At 69.6% G+C, this 22,777-nt stretch carries 20 protein-coding genes and 2 pseudogenes; 9 read left to right on the top strand and 13 right to left on the bottom strand.

Annotated elements, in window-relative coordinates:
- Nucleotides 1-251 precede the first annotated feature (251 nt).
- The 6 genes from OG430_RS07405 (at nt 252) to OG430_RS07380 (ending at nt 5,999) form a co-directional block, all read left to right on the top strand.
- Complete coding sequence (locus OG430_RS07405) at nt 252-1,511, top strand: serine hydrolase domain-containing protein (protein WP_327351613.1); 1,260 nt, start codon at nt 252-254, stop codon at nt 1,509-1,511.
- 211 nt (nt 1,512-1,722) lie between these two features.
- Entirely contained in the window at nt 1,723-2,562 is an 840-nt protein-coding gene (locus OG430_RS07400; protein WP_327351612.1) for a GNAT family N-acetyltransferase, read from the top strand.
- A 107-nt stretch (nt 2,563-2,669) separates the two neighbouring features.
- On the top strand, nt 2,670-2,939 hold the full coding sequence (locus OG430_RS07395; protein WP_327351611.1) for an EF-hand domain-containing protein: 270 nt from the start codon (nt 2,670-2,672) through the stop codon (nt 2,937-2,939).
- Nucleotides 2,940-3,073: 134 nt separating this feature from the next.
- A complete protein-coding gene (locus OG430_RS07390; protein ID WP_327351610.1) occupies nt 3,074-3,385 on the top strand; it encodes a CU044_2847 family protein in 312 nt (103 codons plus the stop codon).
- Nucleotides 3,382-4,203, top strand: a complete 822-nt coding sequence (locus OG430_RS07385) for a trypsin-like peptidase domain-containing protein (protein WP_327351609.1) — start codon at nt 3,382-3,384, stop codon at nt 4,201-4,203. Before OG430_RS07390 ends, OG430_RS07385 begins: the two co-directional genes overlap by 4 nt.
- 710 nt (nt 4,204-4,913) lie before the next feature.
- Nucleotides 4,914-5,999 (top strand): RNA polymerase sigma factor SigF, encoded by a 1,086-nt coding sequence (locus OG430_RS07380; protein ID WP_442816697.1) that lies wholly within the window; start codon nt 4,914-4,916, stop codon nt 5,997-5,999.
- 509 nt (nt 6,000-6,508) lie between these two features.
- Here OG430_RS07380 and OG430_RS07375 read toward each other — a convergent pair.
- Nucleotides 6,509-7,294, bottom strand: coding sequence for an acetylxylan esterase (locus OG430_RS07375; protein ID WP_327351608.1), 786 nt, complete (start codon nt 7,292-7,294; stop codon nt 6,509-6,511).
- 17 nt (nt 7,295-7,311) lie between these two features.
- Here OG430_RS07375 and OG430_RS07370 point away from each other — a divergent pair.
- Nucleotides 7,312-8,135 (top strand): annotated as a pseudogene (locus OG430_RS07370) (carbohydrate ABC transporter permease).
- 25 nt (nt 8,136-8,160) lie between these two features.
- On the opposite strand, the gene OG430_RS07365 reads toward OG430_RS07370, so the two are convergent.
- The gene (locus OG430_RS07365; RefSeq protein ID WP_327351607.1) at nt 8,161-9,084 is read right to left on the bottom strand and encodes an expansin EXLX1 family cellulose-binding protein; all 924 of its coding nucleotides are present in this window, start codon (nt 9,082-9,084) and stop codon (nt 8,161-8,163) included.
- A 114-nt stretch (nt 9,085-9,198) separates the two neighbouring features.
- Nucleotides 9,199-9,993 (bottom strand): AraC family transcriptional regulator, encoded by a 795-nt coding sequence (locus OG430_RS07360; RefSeq protein WP_327351606.1) that lies wholly within the window; start codon nt 9,991-9,993, stop codon nt 9,199-9,201.
- A gap of 73 nt (nt 9,994-10,066) precedes the next feature.
- Here OG430_RS07360 and OG430_RS07355 point away from each other — a divergent pair, with 73 nt between their 5' ends.
- Both OG430_RS07355 and OG430_RS07350 read left to right on the top strand, forming a co-directional pair.
- On the top strand, nt 10,067-10,885 hold the full coding sequence (locus OG430_RS07355; protein ID WP_327351605.1) for a phytanoyl-CoA dioxygenase family protein: 819 nt from the start codon (nt 10,067-10,069) through the stop codon (nt 10,883-10,885).
- The gene (locus OG430_RS07350; protein WP_327351604.1) at nt 10,882-11,157 is read left to right on the top strand and encodes a hypothetical protein; all 276 of its coding nucleotides are present in this window, start codon (nt 10,882-10,884) and stop codon (nt 11,155-11,157) included. The genes OG430_RS07355 and OG430_RS07350 overlap by 4 nt, the downstream gene beginning before the upstream one ends.
- A gap of 34 nt (nt 11,158-11,191) precedes the next feature.
- On the opposite strand, the pseudogene OG430_RS07345 reads toward OG430_RS07350, so the two are convergent.
- The 10 genes and pseudogenes from OG430_RS07345 to OG430_RS07300 all read right to left on the bottom strand — a co-directional run.
- A pseudogene (locus tag OG430_RS07345) lies at nt 11,192-11,473 on the bottom strand (glycoside hydrolase family 6 protein); the annotation flags it as partial.
- 199 nt (nt 11,474-11,672) lie between these two features.
- Nucleotides 11,673-13,319, bottom strand: a complete 1,647-nt coding sequence (locus OG430_RS07340; protein WP_327351603.1) for a glycoside hydrolase family 27 protein — start codon at nt 13,317-13,319, stop codon at nt 11,673-11,675.
- Between the two features lie 143 nt (nt 13,320-13,462).
- Nucleotides 13,463-14,506 (bottom strand): endo-1,4-beta-xylanase, encoded by a 1,044-nt coding sequence (locus OG430_RS07335; RefSeq protein WP_327351602.1) that lies wholly within the window; start codon nt 14,504-14,506, stop codon nt 13,463-13,465.
- Nucleotides 14,507-14,571: 65 nt separating this feature from the next.
- Entirely contained in the window at nt 14,572-14,811 is a 240-nt protein-coding gene (locus OG430_RS07330) for a hypothetical protein (RefSeq protein WP_327351601.1), read from the bottom strand.
- 5 nt (nt 14,812-14,816) lie between these two features.
- On the bottom strand, nt 14,817-15,902 hold the full coding sequence (locus OG430_RS07325) for an endo-1,4-beta-xylanase (protein ID WP_327351600.1): 1,086 nt from the start codon (nt 15,900-15,902) through the stop codon (nt 14,817-14,819).
- Nucleotides 15,903-15,983: 81 nt separating this feature from the next.
- Nucleotides 15,984-18,212 carry a beta-glucosidase gene (locus tag OG430_RS07320; protein ID WP_327351599.1) on the bottom strand — a complete coding sequence of 743 codons (2,229 nt, stop codon included), beginning with the start codon at nt 18,210-18,212 and terminating at the stop codon, nt 15,984-15,986.
- 46 nt (nt 18,213-18,258) lie between these two features.
- Complete coding sequence (locus OG430_RS07315; protein WP_327358990.1) at nt 18,259-19,023, bottom strand: carbohydrate ABC transporter permease; 765 nt, start codon at nt 19,021-19,023, stop codon at nt 18,259-18,261.
- Between the two features lie 131 nt (nt 19,024-19,154).
- Nucleotides 19,155-20,147 (bottom strand): carbohydrate ABC transporter permease, encoded by a 993-nt coding sequence (locus OG430_RS07310; protein WP_327358989.1) that lies wholly within the window; start codon nt 20,145-20,147, stop codon nt 19,155-19,157.
- 6 nt (nt 20,148-20,153) lie between these two features.
- The gene (locus OG430_RS07305) at nt 20,154-21,449 is read right to left on the bottom strand and encodes an extracellular solute-binding protein (RefSeq protein WP_327351598.1); all 1,296 of its coding nucleotides are present in this window, start codon (nt 21,447-21,449) and stop codon (nt 20,154-20,156) included.
- A gap of 125 nt (nt 21,450-21,574) precedes the next feature.
- A complete protein-coding gene (locus OG430_RS07300) occupies nt 21,575-22,633 on the bottom strand; it encodes a LacI family DNA-binding transcriptional regulator (RefSeq protein WP_327351597.1) in 1,059 nt (352 codons plus the stop codon).
- Nucleotides 22,634-22,777 lie beyond the last annotated feature (144 nt).

The raw sequence follows: 22,777 nt of genomic DNA, 5'->3' as shown, positions 1-22,777 counted from the left end.
GCCGGGACGCCTCTTCGGAGCGTCGTACGAAGCGGAGCGCGCTCGTATGTGCCGACGGACGAAGGGCACCTGCGCCGTGCCCGTGCGGGTCCCGACCCGGTCGGGTTCGTAGCGCGGCACCAATGGGCGGGCCGGAATCTGTTCGGCCGTCCTTAGCCACGGGGCGGCGCAGGTCGCCACGATGTCGGTTCCCGGCGGCACCGACTGCCCGGGAGTACGTACCTGCCTGTCGCGCTACGAAAGGAAGCCCCATGTTCCGTCGTTCCAGAGCTGTCCTCATCGCGAGCATCGCGGCCATGGCCATGGCCGCGTCGCCGGCCGTGTCCGTCGCTTCGTCCGCCCAGACCGCGACGGGGAACGACGCCGTCCAGCGTGTGCTCGACGAAGCGGTGAGCGTAGGCGGGGCTCCCGGCATCCTCGCCGAGGTCCAGAAGGGTTCCACCCGGTGGTTCGGCACCGCCGGGGTCGCCGACACCACCACGAAGCGCAAGCTGCAGTCCGGCGACCGCTACCGGATAGGCAGCACGACGAAGACGTTCACGGCCACCGTCCTGCTACAACTGGTGGGCGAAGGGAAGCTCCGCCTCGACGACACCGTCGAGAAGTGGCTGCCGGGTGTGGTGCGGGGCAACGGGCACGACGGCAGCAAGATCACCGTACGGCAGCTGCTCAACCACACCAGCGGCATCTTCAACTACACCAACGACCCGCAGGTCGTGGCCAACCTGGTCGGTCCGGGCTTCCTCGACCACCGCTTCGACAGCGTCAAGCCCCAGCAACTCGTCGACACGGCCATGAGTCATGCGCCGGACTTCGCGCCGGGTACGTCGTGGGCGTACTCCAACACCAACTTCATCCTGGCCGGGATGATCGCGGAGAAGGTCTCGGGACGCCCCCTCGCCACCGAGGTGACCCGGCGGATCATCGTGCCGCTCGGCCTGACCAACACGTACCTGCCGGGCCAGAGCACCAGCATCTACGGGCCGCACGGCAAGGCCTACTCCAAGCTCCTCGTGCCCGACCCCGCGGCCCCGGTGTACGACGTGAGCGAGCTGAACGCCAGCTGGGCCGGCGCGGCCGGCGACATGATCTCCACGGCCGGCGACATCAACCGCTTCTACGGCGCCCTGCTCAGCGGCCGGTTGCTGCGTCCCGCCGAGCAGAAGGCGATGTTCACGGGAGTGCCGACCGTCAACTGGATCCCGAACACCGAGTACGGGCTCGGCATGATCGCCCAGAAGCTGTCGTGCGGCGTCCAGGTGTGGGGACACGGCGGCACGATCCACGGCTCGCTGTCGTGGGCGATGGGGCTGCGCGACGGCTCGAAGGTCGCCAGCACCAACATCAACGGCGACTGGGTCAACCAGGGCGGCATCTCCACCGACTTGATGCAGGCGGTCTTCTGTCCCGCCACGGGTGCCAGTGCCGGTACCAGTGCGGGCGTCGGCACCGATGAGGGCTCCGAGCGGACGGCCACGCGTCCGGTGGCGCGACCCTTGCAGCTCTTCTGATCCAGGACCGGTGACCCTTCGCCCGCATCGCCCGCTTCGCCCGGAGCAGCCCGCACTTGGGTCGCCCGGGTCGAGGCGGGCGGGGCGCGCACCGGCTTCGGATCACGGCCGTGATCCGGCGGCCGGATCAGGACACGAAGGGGCACGACATGAAGGGGCACGACATGAAGGGGCACGACGCAAAGGGGCACGACACGAAAGGGAGGGAAGCGTGAGCGAACTCGTCGAGGCGGCCGTGGCGGCGTCCGACCTGGCTCAGCGACGGTCCGGAGTGGCCATCAGGGAGCTGTCGCAGGAGACGGAGTTCCGGGCGGCCTGCGACCTGCTCGACCGGGTCTGGCGGCCCCCGGCGGGCAGCCCGCTGATCACCATGGCACTGCTGCGGGGCTTTGAGCATTCGGGCAGTTACGTGGTCGGCGCGTACGAGTCCGACCGGTTGCTCGGCGTGTGCATCGGCTTCCTCGCGAAGGCCGGGCTGCACTCGCACATAGCGGGCGTCGAGGCGCGGGCCCGGGGCCGCACCATCGGGTTCGCGCTGAAGGTCCACCAACGGGCCTGGTCGCTGGAGCGCGCCATCACCAAGGTGACATGGACGTACGACCCACTCGTCAGCCGCAATGCCTACTTCAACCTCGCCAAGCTGGGCGCCGTCGCTCAGGAGTATCTGCCGGACTTCTACGGCGAGATGGACGACGGCGTGAACAAGGGACAGGGGTCCGACCGGATGCTGGTCGGCTGGGACCTGACTGCCTCGGCCGTCGCCGAGGGCTGCCTCCCGCCGCACCATGGGGCGGCGCTGCCGCCGGACGCGGTGGCGGGGCTCGACGCGGACGCGAACGGTCTGCCCGTCCTCGGACCGCTCGACGCCCCTTGCCTCACGATCCGGATCCCCGCCGACATCGAGGCACTGCGCGCCGAGCGTCCGGGAGCCGCCCAGGCCTGGCGCTCGGCACTGCGGGACACGCTCGGGGGTCTCCTCGCGGAGGGCGCGGCCGTCACCGGCTTCACCCGCGACGGCCGGTATCTCGTCGAACGCAAGGCAGAGGGGTGAGGAGCGGTCGCCGGATCCCGGCCGGACGACGCCCATGGAGCCGCGCATAGGATGCGAAGCCGAAGTCGTCGCGACGCAACGGGGAATCTGTGATGGGGGAATCTGCGATGAGCGAGAAGGCTCGCATACTCTTTGACGCACTCGACCTCAACGGCGACGGGCAGCTGACCCGGGACGAGGTGATCACCGCCCTCCGGACGAAGGGGCCCACACTCGCCGCCCGGGGGGATCTGCCGTTCTGGGGTGTGCAGGATGCCGATGCTTCGTCGGCGCTGTTCGATGCCGCGGACAAGAATGGTGACGCGGTGCTGACCTTCGAGGAGTTCGCCGCCGAGGTCAACCGCAAGTTCGGCTGGTCGCGCCCGGCTGCGCTGTGACGCTGCGGGCCGCCGTCCGCCGCAGAGTTGGGCGGTCACGATCGGTGAATGGGTCGCAGCCTCGGTGACCCGTCTCGTACCCTCTGGCTAGGATGCGCGCCACATTTCTGACGGTGCGTCAATAGGGGGGGCTCGTGGCTGAAGTACGCGTCGAGACGGTGGTTTTGGATGCGGCGGGGAGCCGTCAGATCTCCAGCCGCACGCGTACCAGCGCCTCGCTGGGTGAGCGCGCTGCAGAGTTGGAGGAGGCCATCGTGCAGGCTTCCGCTGTCGCACAGCAGTCTCTGGCCCGAGTGCCGCGCCGGGACGGGTGGCAGGTGTCCAGCATGGATGTCACCTTCGGGCTCACCCTTGCCGCGGAGGCCGGAGTCATCCTGTCCAAGGCATCGGCAGAGGCGTCCTTCGAGGTCACTCTCACTGTCGAGCGGGTCCCGGAGTCACCGTGACGGCGACGGGCTACTGGGTTGAACTGTGCCAGTCACAGCAGCGCATGGGCGGTGGCTTTCTGCTGACGCGGCGCTATGTGCTCACGGCGCTCCACTGTCTGCGGCCTCTGTCATCGATGGATGGGCCCGTCGACATTCTGCTGTCCGACGGCACAAGGATTGTCGGTCAGGTGTCCGGTGTCGACGTCGACGCCGACTTGGCGCTCGTCATGGTCTCCGCGGCGCACGATGTGACGGTGCGGATCCCGCGTGCTGGTGTTGCCCATGGCGGCGACAAATGGCACGGGCCCTACCGGCCTGCGGCGACCGAGGTGCAGCTGCAGGGGCAGGTCGACAGCGGGATGGCCGACTACCTGTGCGAGAGCGGCACCGTCATCCAGGCCCTGCAGCTCACCACCCACCAGCACTTGGGAGACTATTCGGGATACTCCGGGGGACCCGTCGTGAAGGGCGACCTGGACGGCGACGACCCGGTGGTCGTGGGAATCCTGCTGGAGCAGGCGCCGGACAGAGAAGCTGTGCACAGGGCTGCGAATGTTCTGTTCGCGGCGACGATCGGTGAGGCCATGAGCCGCTTCGACCAGTTCGACGTGGCGCATTTGCTGGACGTCGTGCATCCGGCGAGTCGCGAGGACCCTCCCATGACGAGGGTGGCGAAGCCCGCGGTTGAGGCCGCAGCCGCCACCGCGGAGTCCTGGTTCGAGCGCCTTGAGGAGTGGTCACGCCGTGGGGTCCTGGACGCCTCGCAGATCTCTGAGCTCAAGTTCCTGGCCGCAAAGGCAGCCATCGAAGGGCCCATGTCCGGGGAGGTGGCATGAGCGATCGGTGGCAGGAGGCTGTCTCCACGGCCGAAGAGGCCGTCCGCGGAGAGGCGGGAGCTCTGCCGCGTGCCACAGCCGCCGTCACCCATCTCCGTGCTGAACCGGTTCCGCTGCGGCGGCCCTCGCTGGGCAGGGACCTGGCCTATCTGACCGCGCTGCTCGAGTCGGTCGGGCTCGGTGCCGAAGCGCACGCCCTGCTGGAGCACGTCGTGTGGTCCGTGCAGTGGGACCCCGACGCGATCTCACTGCCCGGTTCGGTGCGCAATGAGCTCGCCGTCGTGCTCGCCGACCGTGGCCATCTGCCGGCCGCCCTCGCGCTGCTGTCGACCGCCGCTGTTCTGCACATCGATGCGGGTCCGGACGCGGTGGCGGCGGGGACGTGGGCGAATCTGGCGGCAGTACGGATGCGGTCGGGCGATCTGCCCGGTGCCGAAAGGTCGGCCCGGCGGGCGCAGAAAATGCTGCCCGCCGACGTCTCGTCGCATGCAGAAGTGGAAGCACAGCTCTTGGCGGAGTCGGTGCTGGCCGAGTCGGCTCGTCAGCAGGGCCGCGATGCCGCAGCGGACGAGTTCGTCCACGCGATCGGCCGCACGGCGCGCCGGCTGGTGCGACTTCTCGGCAGCGACCACCCGTCAGCGCTGGCAGCGCTCATCACGCTGAGCCGGGCCGAGTTCGCCTCGGCGCGAGCGGCGGGCGATCGCGAGCGGATGGAGAGCGTGAACGACGTGCTTGCGATTGCTGCCCAGAAGGCATCGGCGGCACTGGGGCGACATCACCCCTTGTCCGAGTCCTCGTTGGTGAATCTGGCAACCTCGGAATTCGAGGCCGCGCAGTCTTCAGGGGACCCACGTCGTCTCAGCGCGGCGAAAGCCATGATCCTTATGGCGGCCGAGCACCCACTCCAGAAGCAACGACTTCACCCGGTTCACTCTCCCTCGATGTCAGGTGACCGGATCACGCAGACGGACTACGCGACGGCGCGGCACGGGCCGTCGTCACCGGTCGAGTCGGCACGGTCTCGGACCGAGCAGCGGCGCGGGCATGATCCGCACGACCGCAGCGGCGCGAAGTTGATGTTCGTCGAGTTGCGCAAGCTGCCCGACGGCAGCGCGGAGTACGCGGAGCTGCGCAACCAGCTGGTGCGGATGCACCTGCCGCTGGTCGAGCATCTGGCCCGCCGCTTCCGCAACCGCGGCGAGCCGCTGGACGACCTGACCCAGGTCGCGACCATCGGCCTGATCAAGTCGGTGGACCGCTTCGACCCGGAGCGCGGCGTCGAGTTCTCGACGTACGCGACCCCCACGGTCGTCGGCGAGATCAAGCGGCACTTCCGCGACAAGGGCTGGGCCGTCCGCGTCCCGCGCCGCCTGCAGGAGCTGCGGCTCGCCCTCACCGCGGCGACCGCCGAGCTCTCGCAGCAGCACGGCCGTTCCCCCACGGTGCACGAGCTCGCCGAGAAACTCGGGATCTCCGAGGACGAGGTCCTGGAGGGCCTGGAGTCGGCCAACGCGTACTCCACGCTGTCCCTGGACGTCCCGGACACGGACGACGAGTCCCCGGCCGTCGCGGACACCCTGGGCGCCGAGGACGCGGCCCTCGAGTACCGCGAGTCCCTCAAGCCGCTCCTGGCGGACCTGCCGCCGCGCGAGAAGCGCATCCTGCTGCTCCGGTTCTTCGGGAACATGACGCAGTCGCAGATCGCCCAGGAAGTCGGCATCTCGCAGATGCACGTCTCGCGCCTGCTCGCGCGGACGCTGGCGCAGCTGCGGGAGAAGCTGCTTGTGGAGGAGTAGGCCCAACGCCCGGGGCAAGTCTTCTTCGGCGGCGGTGCCCGGGCCCCACTGTGAGTGGGCCGAACGGAAGGCGCCCGACGGGCAGAAGCCCGGTTCAGGCACCTCTCCTCGTGCCCTCAGAAGAACCCGACCTTCTTCGCCGAGTAGCTCACCAGCAAGTTCATCGTCTGCTGGTGGTACACGAGTTGCGCCATCGTTGGCCTGCGGGAAAAGGGCGCGATCTGCGCATGCGGGCGACTGTTGGGGCGCGGCTGGTCCGGATCTTGGTCACCTGCGGGTTCTACGTTTGGCAGGTACTTCGTGGTGACGATCGCATGGCGGCGTACGGTGTGGGCCGCTGTCGGTCGCCGCACACGCCGGCGGGGTCTGAGATCCCGCCGCTCTGGGCCACCACCTGAACTCGAAGTCTCCGGCTCTGGCCGGGCATTCGGCGTATGCGCTGGTGCTGCCGGCCGGTCCAGCCGTGCAATCGTCGGCCGCCGGGGGCGCGAGCACGCCTCCGAAAGCCGTCAGCAGGGCCAGTGTTCCCGTCGGCACGGCAGCTCGCAGAGCCCGGCATCAGGTCCGTCGCTTGAGGGCTCCTTCGTCTCGTCGGTCAGGGCTGGTTGGGGGGCGAGTCCGGTCCGGTGCAGCCAGCGCAGGTGCTCGCGCGGTGTCGATCCGTATCCACCGCCGTGGTCGGCGTACCGCCGGACGCGGATGTCCTTGGCGCCCGCGTAGCGGTTGTACGCCGCGTACACCGTCGAGGGCGGGCAGATTGGGTCCATCAGGGCCACGCTGAAGAGCGCGGGCGCGGTGGCGCGGGCGGCGAAGTGAGCGCCGTCGAAGTAGTCGAGCGTGGCGAAGACCCGCTCCGGGTGCTCCCGGGTGTGCCAGCGCAGGTACTTGGTGAGTTCGTCGTACGGGCCCTCGGACGCCGCATCCACGGCATGCCGGAAGTCGCACAGGAACGGAACGTCGGAGAGGACACCCGCGACCTGGTCACCCGCGAGGCCGCCGACGGCCAGGGCCAGACCGCCGCCCTGGCAGCCGCCTTGCACCACGATGCGCTCCGCGTCGACGTGCGGCAGGGCGCGGGCGCAGTCCACGGCGCGTACGCAATCGGTGATGAGGCGCCGGTAGTAGTGGTGCCGGGGGTCGTCGATGCCACGCGTCATGAATCCCCCGACCCACTGGGTGCCAGGGCCTTCGCCGTGGTCGGGCGTCTCGTGTCCCTGGCTCCGGCTGCCGACGATCAGCTGCGCGTACCCGGCGGCCCGGGAAGAGCAGATGGTCCGTGGGCAGCCCCCGGCCACCGCTGTAGCCGAGGTACGTGATCACGACGGGTCTCAACACCACGCTCATCCGCAGCCTCAAGGCGCCGCCCCGACCGGTGTGGGAGGAGCCGCCCAGCAAGACGGGACTCACCGCCAAGGGCGGCCTGCTGCTCCTGTGCTGCCTCGGCGTACTCGGTCCGCTGTGGATCGTCATCGTCACCAGCCTCTCCCCGAAGCCGGTGATCGACCAGGTCGGCGGCCTGGTCGTGATCCCCCGCGACATCACGTTCATCAACTACACGGAACTGCTCGGCGGGGGCCAGGTCAGTCGCGCGATCATGGTCTCGGGCGGGGTGACGTTCTTCGGGGCCGGCCTCATCCCGACGTACCTGCTCGTGCAGGGGCTCGGCCTCACCGGCACCTATCTGTCGCTGATCCTGCCGAGCGCGGTGAGCGTCTTCAACATCCTGGTCCTGCGGGCCTTCTTCATGGGGATCTCCCCGGAGCTCATCGAGTCCGCCCGCATCGACGGGGCCGGAGAGCTGCGCATCTTGCTGACCATGATCCTGCCGCTGTCGCGGGCGGTGACGCGGTCATCTCCCTGTTCTACGCGGTCGGTTACTGGAGTGCCTGGTTCAACGCCTCCATCTACCTCACCGACCAGGAGATGCTGCCGCTGCAGAACGTGCTCATCCAGCTGGTCCAGGACGGCACCGAAGCGCCGACCGGCCTCCAGAAGGCCGTGCGTACCGGTGAACTCTCCAGCCTGGCGCTGCAGATGGCCGTCATGGTCCTCGCGCTGATCCCCGTCGCGGTGGCCTCCCCGTTCGTGCAGCGGCACTTCAAGAAGGGCATGCTCACGGGAGCCATCAAGGGCTGAGACCGGCCTTGGCCGGGCGATGGGGTCAGTGTCGGGCGAACTGGACCCGGGTGGGTTGCACGACGTTCGGCCGCACCGCGATTCCGGTGATGGTCAGTCGCTCGCCATAGATGTCGGTGAGTCTGATCGCGCTGCCGCACCCGCCGCCGTCGGCGGAGATGAAGTAGTTGTAGGCGGTGCGGGGCAGTTGGCGCCAGCCGCCAGTGGTGCGGATCTCCAGCCCGGCGAGCGGGTTGCGGTGGCCGATCGCCTGGACGGCGCACCAGTGGGGGCTGGAGCCGGTCTTGTACCGGAGGGAGATCGTGTCGGCGGTAGTGGGGCTCAGCAGGGTCCAGGTGACGGGGATCCGGCCGACCTTGAGGTCGGCGAGCTTGGCGAATGCCTGTTGGCTGAGGTCGAGTTGCCCCGGTGCGCAGGGCAGGGGGCATTCGTTGGTGATCCGTACCGTGATGGATTTGCCGTTGGCCGCGCGGACGCGTACGTATGCGCCGCATGCCTTGGACGTCTCGTAGTCGGTGGTGTTCATGGCCGCGACCATGAGGTCGGCGCTCGGGCCGAACAGACAGGCGCCGTCTCCGTCCCCGGCCTCGTAGGCGGTGGCGACGCCCTGGTAAGCGGTGTGCGGTTCAATCCGTCCTGCCTGCGAGGCCGTGGCGGACTTTCGCGGGGGCCGCGGGGTGTCAGCGGGTGACGGTCGCGGTGACGTGGCGGTCGCGGTTTCCGTCGGCGTGGGGGAGCCGGTCGGGCTCGCGGTCGGGGTGCGTGTTTCGCCGGCGGCGGCGGTGGCGAGCGGTGTGACCGCGGCAGGCCCCGCATCGGCGCCGCGGTCGGGCAGCAACACCAAGACCAAGTAGGCGAGAACGCCCGCGACGATCAGCGCCGACGTGGTGCCCAGCACGAGCCTGCGTCTGTGCCTGCGCTGCCGCGCGGCCTGCCTCAGTGTGTTCATTTCCTGTCCGTCCGCAAGATCGAGCCGATGGTGCACTGCTGAGTGACCGCCGGAAGCACAAAGGTTGCCGACGACTTCGGACAGGCGCACCGGCCCGGTGCGGGCGGGGAGCCTCTAAGGAAGCGCGTGACCGGTTCCCGCACGCCCGACCCCGCGTACGTCTCGCGGGCTCGCGCCGAGCTCGCGGCGGCAGGCCTTGTTGAAGGCCTGGAGGTCGGCGATGCCCACCGCCGCGGCGATGGCGGTGATGGACAGGGTGGACGACAGCAGGAGATGGCGGGCGCGTTGAAGGCGTCGGTGCCGGATGTACGACACGACCGTGTGGCCGGTCGCGGCACGGAACACACGCGTCAGGTGGGTGTGGGAGATTCCGACGGCGCGAGCGACGTCCGGTACGGACAGCGGGCCCGCGAGGTGTTCCTCGACGTAGGCCTGCGCCGCGGCCACGAGGGGATGGTGGCGCCCGGCCCCGTCGCTCCTCGGCAACTCGGCGACACGCCACAGGGCGGCCCAGACCTCGGCGGTGGCGCGCGCGGGAGAAGTCGGCATGGCCGCGACGGCGTGCCGGAGCAGATCGGCGAGGCGCGTGCTCTCGGCCGCGGCGTCCTGCATGACCGGGACCACCCGTCCGGTTCCGCCGTCGTACAGCCGCAGATGGACGTAGAAGTGCTCCGACCTGCCCCGGTAGTGGAAGCACACCTCCGTGTTCGGTGGCACGAGGCTGACATGGCCGGGCCGGATGGGGTGGAGCGACTGTCCGAGGGACAGGGTGCCCTCGTAGTGGTAGAGGTGCAGCTGCCACAGGTCGGGCAGCCGGAAGACGTCGTGGTCGGTGGAGACGCCGTGTACCCCGATGCCGGCGTCGACCACGGTGGGCGGCTCGTCGAGCCGCAGTGTCACGAGTTCCATGAGGACGGAAAATTACCAGCACTGGACGATTCCAGCCCACGACCGAGCCATGCGGGGCACGTACGTTCGTCGCATGCCAACCAGCAAGCGACTCCTGACATCGGTTCAGGCGGCGCGCTTCGTCGCGCAGGGATTTCTGCGCCTGGACGGAGTGGTGCCGCAGGAGATCAACGAACGGGCCATCACGACCCTGACCGAGGGCCTGCCGGACGTGCCCTACGGCACCGAGCTGAGCAAGGCGTTCGCGCAGGACCACTTCATCCACGAGCTGCTCGGCCTGCCGGCCGTCGCGGGCGCCGTCGAGAGCCTGGTCGGACCCGAGCCGACCGTCGACCACCATGCGGTCCATGTGCGCGAGCCGCACGAGGGACACGCGCAGGCCCTCCACGGCGACGCGATCATCGACGTACGGCCCGACGCGTTCGACATCCAACTCATGTACTACCCGCACGAGGTGACCGCCGAGATGGGTGGCACGCTCAGCGTGCCGGGCAGTCATCTGCGCAGGATCAACGAGACGGACGTCGGCCGCGTCCAGAACCTCAGGGGCCAGACGCGTCTGACCTGCCCGGCGGGCACGGTCGTCCTCCTGCACCACGGCATCTGGCACGGCGGTCGCCGCAACGACACCACACGCCGTCGCTTCATGTACAAGCTTCGCCTCAACCCGACCGTGCCACAGGTGCGGCTCTGGGACACCTCCGACCTGCATGACCCGGCGGTGACCGCGGAACTCAACACGTACTTCCCCTGGTACGAACAGGCCGCCGCCCGACTCGAGATCTACAACCGGGTCCTGCTGTGGCGGGCCCTGACCGGTGATGAGTCGTTCGACGTCGAGTACTGGGTCACGCGCGTCAGCAACCGCCCGGCCCTGAGGAGTCACGCATGAGACAGCAGGTCCTGGTCCTCTACCTCTCGACGTCGGCACTCGACTCCCACGTCGTGGGCTGGTCCCGCTACGACGGGACCGGCCGCACCCGTCCGACGACCGGTGACAGCGACGAGCCGCCCTACCCCACCGGGCTCGCCGCGCTGCACGACGGGTGGCGCCTGTTCCAGGCGGCCCAGTTGCTGCCGCCGCAGTCCGGCCACGAGTACGACGTCTCCTTCCTCAAGCACGAGTTCTTCTTCGAGAAGCTGGAAGAAGGCGCTCGCCCCTGAACCCGTACCGGAACTTCGCCCGAGCGGTCCCGGATCAGTACCCGTAGGTCATCTTGTGCGCGACTTCAGGGCGGAACCGTCCGGCCGAAGAGCCGGTTCCGGCACCGCAGTTGCTGTCGGACTCACCCGGAACCTTGACCCGAAGGAGCATCTCGGCGCCTCCGCCCAGCTGGGTGGGGGCGCCGATACGGCGGCCCGGGGGGTTGCACCACTGGCCGTTGGAGCCGTCGCCGTTGTGGCTGGTGTCCACGAGGCGCCGGGCCATGGTCGCCGCGCTCGCCCAGGCCGGGTTGCCGGCGTCGAGGTAGACCCATGTGCAGTTCTCCTTGTGCGGCCCGGAGGGGTGCGGTGACCCCGCATGCGGTGCGTCGAGGCCTTGCGAGGGGCGTTCTCGCCCTGGCCGCGGCCCGGTGCCGTGCCCCCTGCTCAGGGGGACCGGCACCGTGACCACGGCGGACCATCAGAGGGATCTTGTCCGCGTCATCGCGAAACGCCCTTCCTGAAGCCCCGGTTGCTCACGAGCGGGTCCACTTCTGGTTGGCCTGGCCGTTGCAGGTCCACAGGACCAGCGGTGTTCCGTTGGCGGTGCCGGCCCCGTTGGCGTCGAGGCACAGCCCGGCATGGACGTTGCGGATCGACCCGTCGGAACCGAGGGTCCACTTCTGGTTGCTCTGGCCGTTGCAGGGCCAGGTGATGACGCGGGTGCCGTTGGTGGTGCCCTGGTTGTAGGCGTCCAGGCACTTGTCGCCGAAGACGCGGATCTCGCCGCCGGCCCACGTGGTCCACAGCTGGTTGGCGGCCGAGTGGCAGTCCCAGAGCAGCGCCGTGGTCCCGGCGGCGGTGGAGGCGTTGTCCACGTCCACGCAGCGGCCGGAGGCGTTGCCCCTCAGACGCGAGGTGGTGGTGGCGAGCGGGCTGCCGCCGGTGACCCGGAAGACGGCGACGCCGTGCGCGGGGACGCTCGCTGATATCTGCCCGGACGTGCTCGACGTGCCGCCGGTCCACAGGTCGGTGAGGGTGAACGGCCCACCGGACAGGCCGACTTGCGCGGCCGACGCGGTGACCGTCGCCGCGCCGGCGCCCCGGTTGAACAGGCCCACCGCGACCGAGCCGTCGGACAGCGGCTTGGCGAACACCTCGGTGCTGCCGTCGTCGCGCACTCTGCGCCCGCCCGCGCCCAGGGGGTCCTGGTTCACCGCCAGCAGACGCGGGTTGCGCAGGATCGTGCTCACGTCGGCGGACATGGTGCGGATGTCGTTGCCGGCCATGAGCGGGGCACTCATCAGCGCCCACAGGGCGAAGTGCGAGCGGGACTCGGTCAGGGACAGGCCGGGACGGCCGACGACCAGCATGTCGGGGTCGTTCCAGTGTCCCGGGCCCGACTGCGCCGCCAGCGGCGCGGTGACGTCCAGGACGTTGCCGACGCCCATCGGGTAGCTGTTGGTGTTGCCGTTCTGCCAGATGTCGAGCAGGTCCTCGGTCGTCCGCCACAGGTCGGCGACCTCGCCCCAGTTGTACTTGTCGCCGGTGATGGCGTGGAAGCTGTTGGGGTTGATGCTGTAGACGATCGGCCGCCCGGTGGCGCGCAGGGCATCGCGCATCAGCGTGAACCGCGCGACCTGCTCGTCACGGGTGCCGCTGGAGGAGCACCAGTCGTACTTGAGGTAGTCGACGCCCCACGCGGCGAATGCGGCGGCGTCCTGGGCCTCGTGCCCCTTGCTGCCCGTCGACCCGGGATAGGCGCCGCTGCCCTGCGCGCAGGTGCGCTCGCCCGGCACCTGGTAGATCCCGAACTTCAGGCCCTTGCCGTGGATGTAGTCCCCGAGCGCCTTCATCCCGCTGGGGAACTTGGTCGGGTTGGCCCGCAGGTTGCCCGCCGCGTCACGCTGCGGGTCGAACCAGCAGTCGTCGACCACCACGTACTGGTAGCCGGCGTCCCGCATGCCCGAGGACACCATCGCGTCGGCGGCCTGGCGAACCTGAGCCTCGGTGATCCCGCACCCGAAGCTGTTCCAGCTGTTCCAGCCCAACGGCGGGGTGAGTGCCGGACTGCCCGGCGCGGCCGCGGCGGTGGAGTGGGCGGCGGCCGTCATGGAAGCGGTGACCGCCAACGCGGCCGCCGCGAGGAGGTGGGGCAGGCGTCTGCCTGGTCGTCTGGACATCGGGGCTCCTTTGTCGGAAGGGGACGCCATGAGCTGGACGCTGCAACACCGCGCAGCGATGGAGCCGTACGGAATATCGAACGTCGTTCGGTGTTCATGCGGACGCAGGACCCGGCAGGGCGGCTGCCGGGCCCCGGCCGGCTTCAGCTCGCCGCGCTGTTCAGCGCCGCGAGGACCGCGCCATATGCCTCCTTCTTCTGGTAGTTGCCGTTGAAGAGCAGCGGGGTTTCCTGGGCCCGCCAGGAGTACTTGTCGGTGACGCCCCACACGGTGATGCCGTTGCACCGGGCGACGGCCACGCACGCCTGGGTGACCTGCCGGTACACATTGGCCTGTGCCGAACCGGAGCCGCCGACGTCGAGCTCGGTGATCTGCACGTGCACGCCGAGGTCGGCGAAGCGCTGGAGGTTCTGGCGGTAGGTGCCGAGGTCGGAGTTCGAGGCCAGGTGGCTCTGGAAGCCGACGCAGTCGATCGGTACGCCCCGGGCGCGGAAGTCCTTGACCATCCGGTAGATGCCATCGCTCTTGGCGTTGATGCCGTCGGTGCTGTAGTCGTTGTAGCAGAGCTTGGCCTTGGGGTCGGCTGCTCTCGCGGTGCGGAAGGCGTCCTCGATCCAGCCGTCGCCGAGCTGCATCTGGAGATTGGACCGGCGCCGGCTGCCGTCCCATTCGAACGCCTCGTTGACCACGTCCCAGGAGTCGATCTTGCCCGCGTAGTGGCCGGCGACCTTGGTGATGTGGTTGCGCATCGCCTGGCGCAGGGCGTCACCGGTCAGTCCCTGTACCCAGCCGGGCTGCTGGGCGTGCCAGACCAGGGTGTGGCCGCGTACGAACTTGCCGCGCTGCCGCGCGTAGTCGAGGAGTTGGTCGCCCCCGCTGAAGTTGAACTGATTCGGGCTCGGCTCGGTGGCGTCCCACTTCATCGCGTTCTCGGCGACGACGCTGGAGAACTCCCGGTTGAGAGTGGACTCGTAGTCCGCCTCACCGAGGTGGGGGGCGACCGCGGCGCCGAAGTACCGGCCGCTCTGGGCGGCCGCACCGCCGAGGGTGTCGGCGGCCTGCGCGGCGGGTGCGAACGTCAGGGCGGCCGCTGCCGCCAGGGCGCCGGTCGCCGCGACGGTGATCGCCGATCGCGTGCGTCGGGAGGTGCGTCGGTGGGTGTGCCGTGTGGAAGATCTGTCGGTCATTGCGCTTCTCTCTCTGGTGGGGGTGAGTGGTGGCGCGAGGCCTGCATTGCTGCGGCCGTCGGCCGTCAGGCCAGGGCGGCTTCCCAGCGGGTGCCGTCTCCGGTGGCGTCGGCGGCGAGGCGGTCGCGGGCGGCGGTGTCGTCGTACAGCCGCCAGCGGAACCAGTCCACGAGGGTGTTCTGGGTCCGGTCGAAGGTGGGGAACCCCGGGTTGAGGTGCGCGGCGGTCAGGAGCGCCGCCATCAGGGCGGTCACCGCGGTCAGCGCCCCCGTACGCCTGCCGCGGTGGCGCCCTGATGCACGCATGCTGCTCAGCCCTTCTTCTTCCGTGCCGCGGCCGCGAGCGACGCCGCGATCGTGTCGTACGCCGGCTTGTGCTGGAGGTTCTCGTCCCAGGGCAGGGCCGCGCCCTCGCCCGGGAAGACCGGCGGGATCCAGGAGTGTCGGTCGGAGTAGCCCCACACGGTGATGCCGACGCAGCGCCGCACGGCCAGGCAGGCGTCGGTGACCCGCCCGTACATGTCGGCCTGCTGGGCGAGCTTGGCCGGGTCGGTCGGCAGGATCATGCGGATGTCGAGCTCGGTGAGGGCGACGTCGAGGCCGAGGTCGGCGAAGCGCTGGATGTTCTGCTGCATCTGGTTCGGGAATCCGTACTGCAGCGCCAGATGGGCCTGCATGCCGAAGCCGTCGATAGGGACGCCGTCGGCCTTGAGCCGCTTGATGAGCGTGTAGTACGCGTCCGACTTGGCGCCGGTTGCCTCGACGTTGTAGTCGTTGAGGTAGAGCTTGACCTTCGGGTCGGCGGCGCGGGCCCAGCGCAGGGCGTCGGCGACGTAGCCGGGGCCGAGGGTCTTGTAGAAGATGCTGTCGCGGTACGTGCCGTCCTCGTTCATGATCTCGTTGGCGACGTCCCAGGCGAAGACCTTGCCCTTGTAGTGCGTGACCACGTTCGTGATGTGGTTCTTGAGGATCGAGCGGAGTTCGTCGGCGGTCCAGGTGCCGGAGGTCAGCCAGCCCGGCAGCTGGTTGTGCCAGAGCAGGGTGTGGCCGCGCACCGAAAGGCCCTTGGACTGGGCGTAGTTGACGATCTCGTCGCCCCCTGCGTAGTTGAAGACGCCGCGCTGGGGTTCGGTGGCCTCCCACTTCATGGTGTTGCCGGGGGTGGTCGAGCCGAACTCGGTGCCGAGCAGGTCGGCGTACGGGGTGTCGGCGAGCTCGGGGTTGTCGACTGCGGAGCCGAAGTAGCGGCCGCTCTTTTGGGCCAGGTCGTCGAGGGTGGTGGCCCGGTGACGGCGGTCGGTGGCCGCGTCGGCACCCGGTGCTCCGGCGAGGCCGAGCAGCAGGGTGGCCGCGAGGGCGTAGGCGCCGGCTCTCGTGCGGCGTGGGGGTGTGCGCATGGTGCGTCTCCTCAACTGTGGGGTGGGGATGTGCGGTTGACCTTGCGCTGAGCGGGTCGGGCTGTTGGCTGGTCGGGCCGGCTACTTCACCCGCATCTCGCACCGCATCCGGCGCTCGTGCCCGACCTCTCGTACCGGACCCGTGAGGGTGAGCGGCACGGTGTGGTGGGCGTGAGCGCTGGACGCGGCGATGCGCAGTTCGAGGGCGCCGGGTTCGACGACGCGGCGGCCGTCGGCGCCGGTGTACGCGGCGAGATCGGCCGGGAACGTGGCGTGCACCTCGGCCGAGGCTCCGGCCTCGAGCGGGACCCGGGCGTAGCCGACGAGCCGGACCTCGGGCCGGGCGACGGTGCCGACGGGATCGTGGAGGTAGAGCTGGACGACTTCGGTGCCGGGGCGGTCGCCGGTGTTGCGGACGGTGAGCCGGATCGATGTCTCGCCGTCGGTGGCCAGTTCGGGGCTCTCGCAGTGCGGGGTCTCCCAGGCGAACGTGGTGTAGGACAGGCCGTGTCCGAACGGGTACAGGGGTGTCGGGTCCACGGTGCTGGGGAAGCCGTGCCGGCCGAGCGGCGGCGCGAGGTAGGGGGCGGGCTGGCCGCCTGGGGTGCGCGGTACGCCTAGCGGCAGTCGGCCGGTCGGCTCGACGCGGCCCGACAGGACGCCCGCGACCGCGGCGCCGCCCTCCTGTCCGGGGAAGAAGGCCTGCACGACGGCGGCGGCCCGGTCCGCCCAGCGGCCGAGCGCGTAGGGCCGCCCGCTGAGCACGACGATGCCGGTCGGCGTCCCGGAGGCAAGCGCGCGGTTGAGCACCTCACTCTGGTTGTACGGGAGTTCCAGGTCCTCCGTGTCGCAGCCCTCGCCGGACGAGCCGCGCCCGAACAGTCCGGAGCGGTCGCCGACCACGGCGAGGCAGAGGTCGGCGTCCGCCGGGTCGGCCACGAACGCGGCAGTGGGGAACTCCGCGCGGAGCGCCTCGGCGAGCGTGGGTACCTCTACGCCGGTGGGCAGTTCGGGATGGTGTACGCCCACGTGACGGGGGAACGTGTAGCAGCCGAGCATGGCGGCCTGCTCATGGGCCAGCGGCCCGACGACGGCGATGCGCAGCCCGTCGCTCAGTGGCAGCGCCCCGGAGTTGGCGAGCAGGACGACCGACTCCTCGGCGACCTTCCGGGCCAGCTCCCGCGTGTGCGCCGGGTTCAGGTCGACGGGCGCGTCGCCCGTGACGGGCTCCCAGTCGGGGTCGAGCAGCCCCAGTTCGCACTTCTGCGTGAGGACGCGCAGCGCGGCCCGGTCGAGCAGGTCCTCGGGAAGCGTACGCGTGGTACTGAAGCAGCGGGCCGCCGGAAGCTCCACGTCGACGCCGGCCGCGAGGGCGAGCGACGCGGCGCCGCTTTCGCCGTCGGCGATCCGGTGCGCTTCCTCGAGCAGCGAGACGCCGTAGTAGTCCGAGACCACGGTCCCGGTGAACTGCCAGGTGTCGCGCAGGAGTTGAGTGAGCAGTACGGCATGGGCGTGGGCCGGCAGGCCGTCGATGTCGTTGTAGGCGGGCATCACGGAGCGGGCTCCGCCGTCGCGTACCGCCATCTCGAACGGGGGCAGGATCACGTCGGCGAGTTCGCGGGGGCCGAGCGACGCGGGCGCGTGGTTGCGGGCGGCGCGGGACGCCGAGTAGGCGGCGAAGTGCTTGAGGGTGGCGACGATCCCAGCTGCCTCCAGGCCGCGTACGTACGCGGTACCGATGGTGCCGACGAGGTAGGGGTCCTCGCCGATGGACTCCTCGGTGCGGCCCCAGCGGGGATCGCGTACGACGTCGAGGACGGGCGCGAGTCCCTGGTGGATGCCGACGGCGCGCATCGACGCACCGATGGCCTGCGCCATCTCGGTGACCAGGGCGGGGTCGAAGGTGGCGCCCCAGGCGAGGGGGGTCGGGAAGACGGTGGCCTGCCAGGCGGTGAACCCGGTCAGGCACTCCTCGTGGGCGAGCGCGGGCAGGCCGAACCGGTTGCCGGCACGGATCGTGCGCTGGAGTGCGGCGAGCCGGGCGGCGCCCTCGGCAGGTTCGACGGGCACGGTGCCGAAGGGGCGGGTGAGGTGGCCGAGTCCGTAGGGAAGGAGTGCATCGAGGGCGGCACTGCGGGCCGCGTAGGTGTGCTGGCCCGGGGCGACGTCGCCCGCCCCGCTGCCATCGGGCTCGGCGCCGATCCACACGCTGGTCAGCTGGGCGGTCTTCTCCTCGTCGGTCATGCGGGCGAGCAGGTCCGCCGCCCGGACGTGGGCGGGCAGGGTGGTGTCCTGCCATGGCTTGACCATGGAACTCCTCAAGTGCGTAGCGGTGAAAGGTGGTTCGGGGCGGCCGTCAGCCCTTGGTCGCGCCCATCGTGATGCCGCCGATCAGCTGGCGTTCGGCGACGGCGTAGAAGGCGAGCGCGGGCGCCATCGACAGGACGAGGTACGCGAAGATGCGGGCGACGTCGGCCGAGTACTGGCCCTGGAACTGCTGGACGCCGACGGGGATCGTCCACCAGGTGGGTTCGCTGAAGACGAGCAGTGGCAGCAGGAAGTTGTTCCAACTGGCCACCACGGCAAGGACGGAGACGGTTCCGAGCGCCGGCCGTGCCATGGGCAGCAGGATCCGCCAGAAGAAGCCGAACGCCGAGCAGCCGTCGAGGGTGGCCGCCTCCTCCAGCTCGCCGGGGATCTCCCGGAAGAAGTTGCGCAGGATGACGATGGTGAGGGGCAGGCCGAACGCGGCCTGCGGCAGGATCACCCCCCACGGATTGTCGAGCAGGTCGAAGGTGCGCAGGAGAACGAACAGCGGCAGGACCGCCACGGCGAACGGGAACATCAGTCCGGCCGTGAACATCATGAAGAGCGCCTCCCGGCCGCGGAACGCGAACCGGGCGAGGGCGAACGCGGCGAGCGCCGCCACGGAGACCGTCAGGAGTGTCGTCCCGACGGCGATCAGCGTGGAGGAGCCGAGCGCACGCCAGAACGCGCTGTCCTGCAGAATCGCCGAGTAGTTCTCCGTCACCCACGGCGAGGGCAGGCCGAAGGTGTTGCCGGAGAGCTGATCGGTGGACTTGAAGCCGGAGATGAGCGCGTACAGCAAGGGCGTCACCATGACGACACCGATGACCCACACGATCACGTACAGGGGGAACGAGCGCACCCTGCGCCGACGTGCGGCGTCCCGTGCGGTCACGGCAGGTGGCGCGGCAGGAGCCGTCTGTGCCGTCCGGGCTGTCTGTGCCTTCATCGGGGGCCTCGCATGTTCGTCAGGGCTCCTTCGGTGTCGCGGCGCAGCACATAGCGCTGGTAGAGGACCGCGAAGGTGAGGCTGATGAGGAACATGACGATCGAGATCGCGCCGGCATAGCCCATCTGGTAGCGCTTGAACCCGAACTGGAACATTGTGATCGCCATCGTCTCCGACCGGTGGTCGGGGCCGCCCTGCGTCACCACCCACACCAGGTCGAAGAGCTGGATCGCGCCGATCACGGACAGGAAGATGCTCATCCGGATCGTCGGGCCGAGCAGGGGCAGCGTGACGTTCCTGAACCGCTGCCAGGCGTTCGCCCCGTCGATCCGGGCGGCCTCGGTGAGTTCGGGCGGGATGCCTTGCAGGCCCGCCAGGAGGAGCATCATGTGGAACCCGAAGTACTTCCAGGTCATGACCAGGAAGAGGGTCGCCAGGACCGTGTCCTGGTCGGCGAACCACAGGCCGCCGACGCCGTCGAGGCCGATCGCGCCGAGCACCTTGTCGGCGAGCCCGCTGTCCGGCGCGAAGATCATGCCGAAGAGGACGCCTGTGATGACTTCGGAGAGTACGAACGGGGCGAAGAACAGCATCCGGTAGAAGGCGCGGCCGCGCAGCTTCTGGTTGAGGAGGACGGCCATGGCGAGCGCGAACGGCAGTTGCAGGCCGAGCGAGAACACCACGAGGAGCAGGCCGCGCCACAGGTCGCCGAGGAAGACCGGGTCCTGGAACAGTCGGCCGAAGTTGTCCAGGCCCACGAAGTCCGAAGGTGACCCGAAACCACCCCAGTTGAAGAAGGACACGTATCCCGCGTACAGGATCGGGAGAACCACGAACAGGCCGAACAGGATCAGCCCGGGGACGGTGAAGAGGAAGGCGGTCAGCCAGTCGCGTATCCGCCGGGCAAGAGGCCGCCGGTTCTCCACCTGGCCGACCGGCGGCTCTTTGCCCAGGGTGGGGCGTGCGTCCTCGATCTGGGTCGAAGTCATCGTCATTTACTGGCTCTTGGCTACCTGTGTGATGGAACTGGCCACGTCCTTCGGGGACTTGGAGCCCGCGATGAGGGCGGCCACCGAGTCGTTGATCTCCTGGCCGACGGCCGGCGGGTAGGCCTGGTCGAGGTAGAGCTGGAAGGCGGTGGTGGCGTTGAGCAAGTCGGAGACGGCCTTGATGTTGGGGTCGGTGAGGGCGTCTTGGGCGTCCTTGTTCACCGGGATCATCCCGCCTTCCTTGACAAGCGTGCGGTTGGTCGCGGCGCTGACGAAGAACTTCAGGAACTCGACGGCCTCCCTGGGCCCGCCTTTGCGCACCGCGTAGCCGCCGCCTCCGCCGAACACGTCGGTCTGCTTCCCCTTGCCGCCCTCGACGGCCGGGAAGGGGAAGAAGCCGAGGTCGTCGCCGAGGCCCTTGCCCTCCGACTGCTGCACATTCGGCGCCCACTGGCCCATCAGCTCCATGGCCGCCTTGGCGTTGCCCATGGTGGCGCCCTGGCCGGTCGGGCCCGGGTACGCGGCGCCGAGGAAGCCCTTCTGGAACGGCTTCAGGTCGACGAGCGCCTGCAGCTGCTCGCCCGCCTTCACGAAGTCGTCGCCGGTGAAGTCCTTGGCGTCGGCGGCCTTCTGCATCCCGTCGACGCCGGCGATGCGGATCGACAGATACGCCCAGTAGTACATCCCCGGCCACTTCTCCTTGCCGGCGAGGGCGAGCGGGGTGATCCCGGCGGCCTTGAGCTTCTCGACCGCGTCGAGGAACTCGGACCAGGTGGCGGGCGGGTTCTCGATCTTGGCCTTCTTGAAGAGCGCCTTGTTGTACCAGAAGCCGACGGCGCCGATGTCGTTCGGGATCGCGTACGTCCTGCCGTCGAACTCGTACGCCTCGCGGGAGGCGGGCACGAGGTCGTCGATCCAGTCCTTGACGAGGTCGGTGAGGTCCTCGGTGAGGCCGGCGTCCACCTGCTGCTTGAGGACGCCGCCGCCCCAGGTGTTGTACAGGTCGGGCAGCTTCCCCGAGCTGGTCAGGGCCGTCATCTTCGACTTGAACGCATCGTTCTCCAGCGCGACGAGCTTGATCTTGATCTTGGGATTCGCCTTCTCGAACGCCTTGGCCTGCGCGGGCCACAGGGTCTTGCCGGGCTCGGTGGTCTGGATGTGCCACCACTCGACGACGGTCCTGCCCTGGCTGTCCGTGCCGCCGGAGTCGGAGTCTCCGCAGGACGTGAGCACCGCGGTGCCCAGACCGGCCACGGTGACGGCGCCCAGGAAACGGCGGCGGGAGAGATCGGAGGCTGGCATGGCGCACCTTCCGGAAGTGATCCGAAAATTATCGGGAGATGGCCACGGAAGTTACGGACATGAGGCGGGGGTGTCAACGGCCTTAACGAAAAAGGCCGTTGACACCCCCGGGGGATGCCGGTGCGCTACGCGCCGCGCGGGGCCGTAGTACTCGCCCTGACCACCAGTTCCGTCGCCAGATCGATGCGTGGCGACGCGGGTGCGACCGACCGTGCGAGATCGAGAGCGGCGCGGGCCGCCAACTTGCCCATGTCGGACAGGGGTTGGCGGACGGTGGTGAGCGGCGGCGCGGACCAGCGGACCTCCGGCAGGTCGTCGAAGCCGACGACGCTCATGTCCTCGGGCACCCGAAGGCCACGCCTGCGCAGTGCCTCGATCGCGCCGAGCGCCATCTGGTCGCTGGCGGCGAAGACGGCGGTGGGTGGCTCGGCCAGGTCCAACAGCCTGTTGCAGCCGGTGAATCCGGACTCGTGGTAGAAGTCGCCGGGCACGATGAGGCTGTCGTCGACCGGCACGCCCGCCACGTCCAGGGCCGCCCGGTAGCCGTCGAGCCGGGCGCGTGAGCACAGCAGCCGCGGCGGGCCTTCTATGAACCCGATCCGCCGGTGCCCCAGCGCGAGCAGATGCTCGGTCGCGGCCATCCCGCCCGCCCAGTTGGTGGCGCCGACGGTCGGCACGTCGAGCGCAGGGGACCCGGCCGGATCGATCACCACCAAGGGCACGCCCAGGCGGCGCAGCTCGTCGTGCAGCACCGGGCTGAGGACCGACGTCACGAGAATCACGCCGTCGGAGGCGCGGGCCCGCAGATTGGTCATCCACTGCCGCGCATCGCCCGCCCGGTCGTGGATCGCGGAGACCACGGTGCCCATTCCCGCCTCGTGCGCGACCTCCTCGACGCCTCGGATGATCTCCACGGCCCAGGGGCTGTCCAGGTCGTTGAAGACCAGGTCGAGCAGGGCCGCCCGGGCCCCGGGCGCCGTCGTCCGGCGCTGGTAGCCGTGCTGGTGCAGCAGGTCCTCGACCCGGGCCCGGGTGGCGGGCGAGACGTCGGAGCGGCCGTTGACGACCCGCGAGACGGTGGGCACGGACACCCCGGCCTCCCGTGCGATCTCGGTGATCGTCACCTTGGCCGGCCCCTCCGGGCTCTGCGTGGCCGTCCTGCGCTGGGAGCCTGCCCCGGCCATGTTCCCCACCTCCGTCGACATCTCCATCCGAAAGAACTACGGATGTCTTCCGGAAACTGTAGGACATGCCTTCGGGCGCCCCCGGTCAAGCCCTGCTCCGTACGCTCTGCCCTTCAACCTGGGAGAGACGTCGACGGAGTGGAG

The organism is Streptomyces sp. NBC_01304, assembly GCF_035975855.1.
Taxonomy (GTDB): domain Bacteria; phylum Actinomycetota; class Actinomycetes; order Streptomycetales; family Streptomycetaceae; genus Streptomyces.
This window is presented reverse-complemented; position numbering and strand designations above follow the sequence as displayed.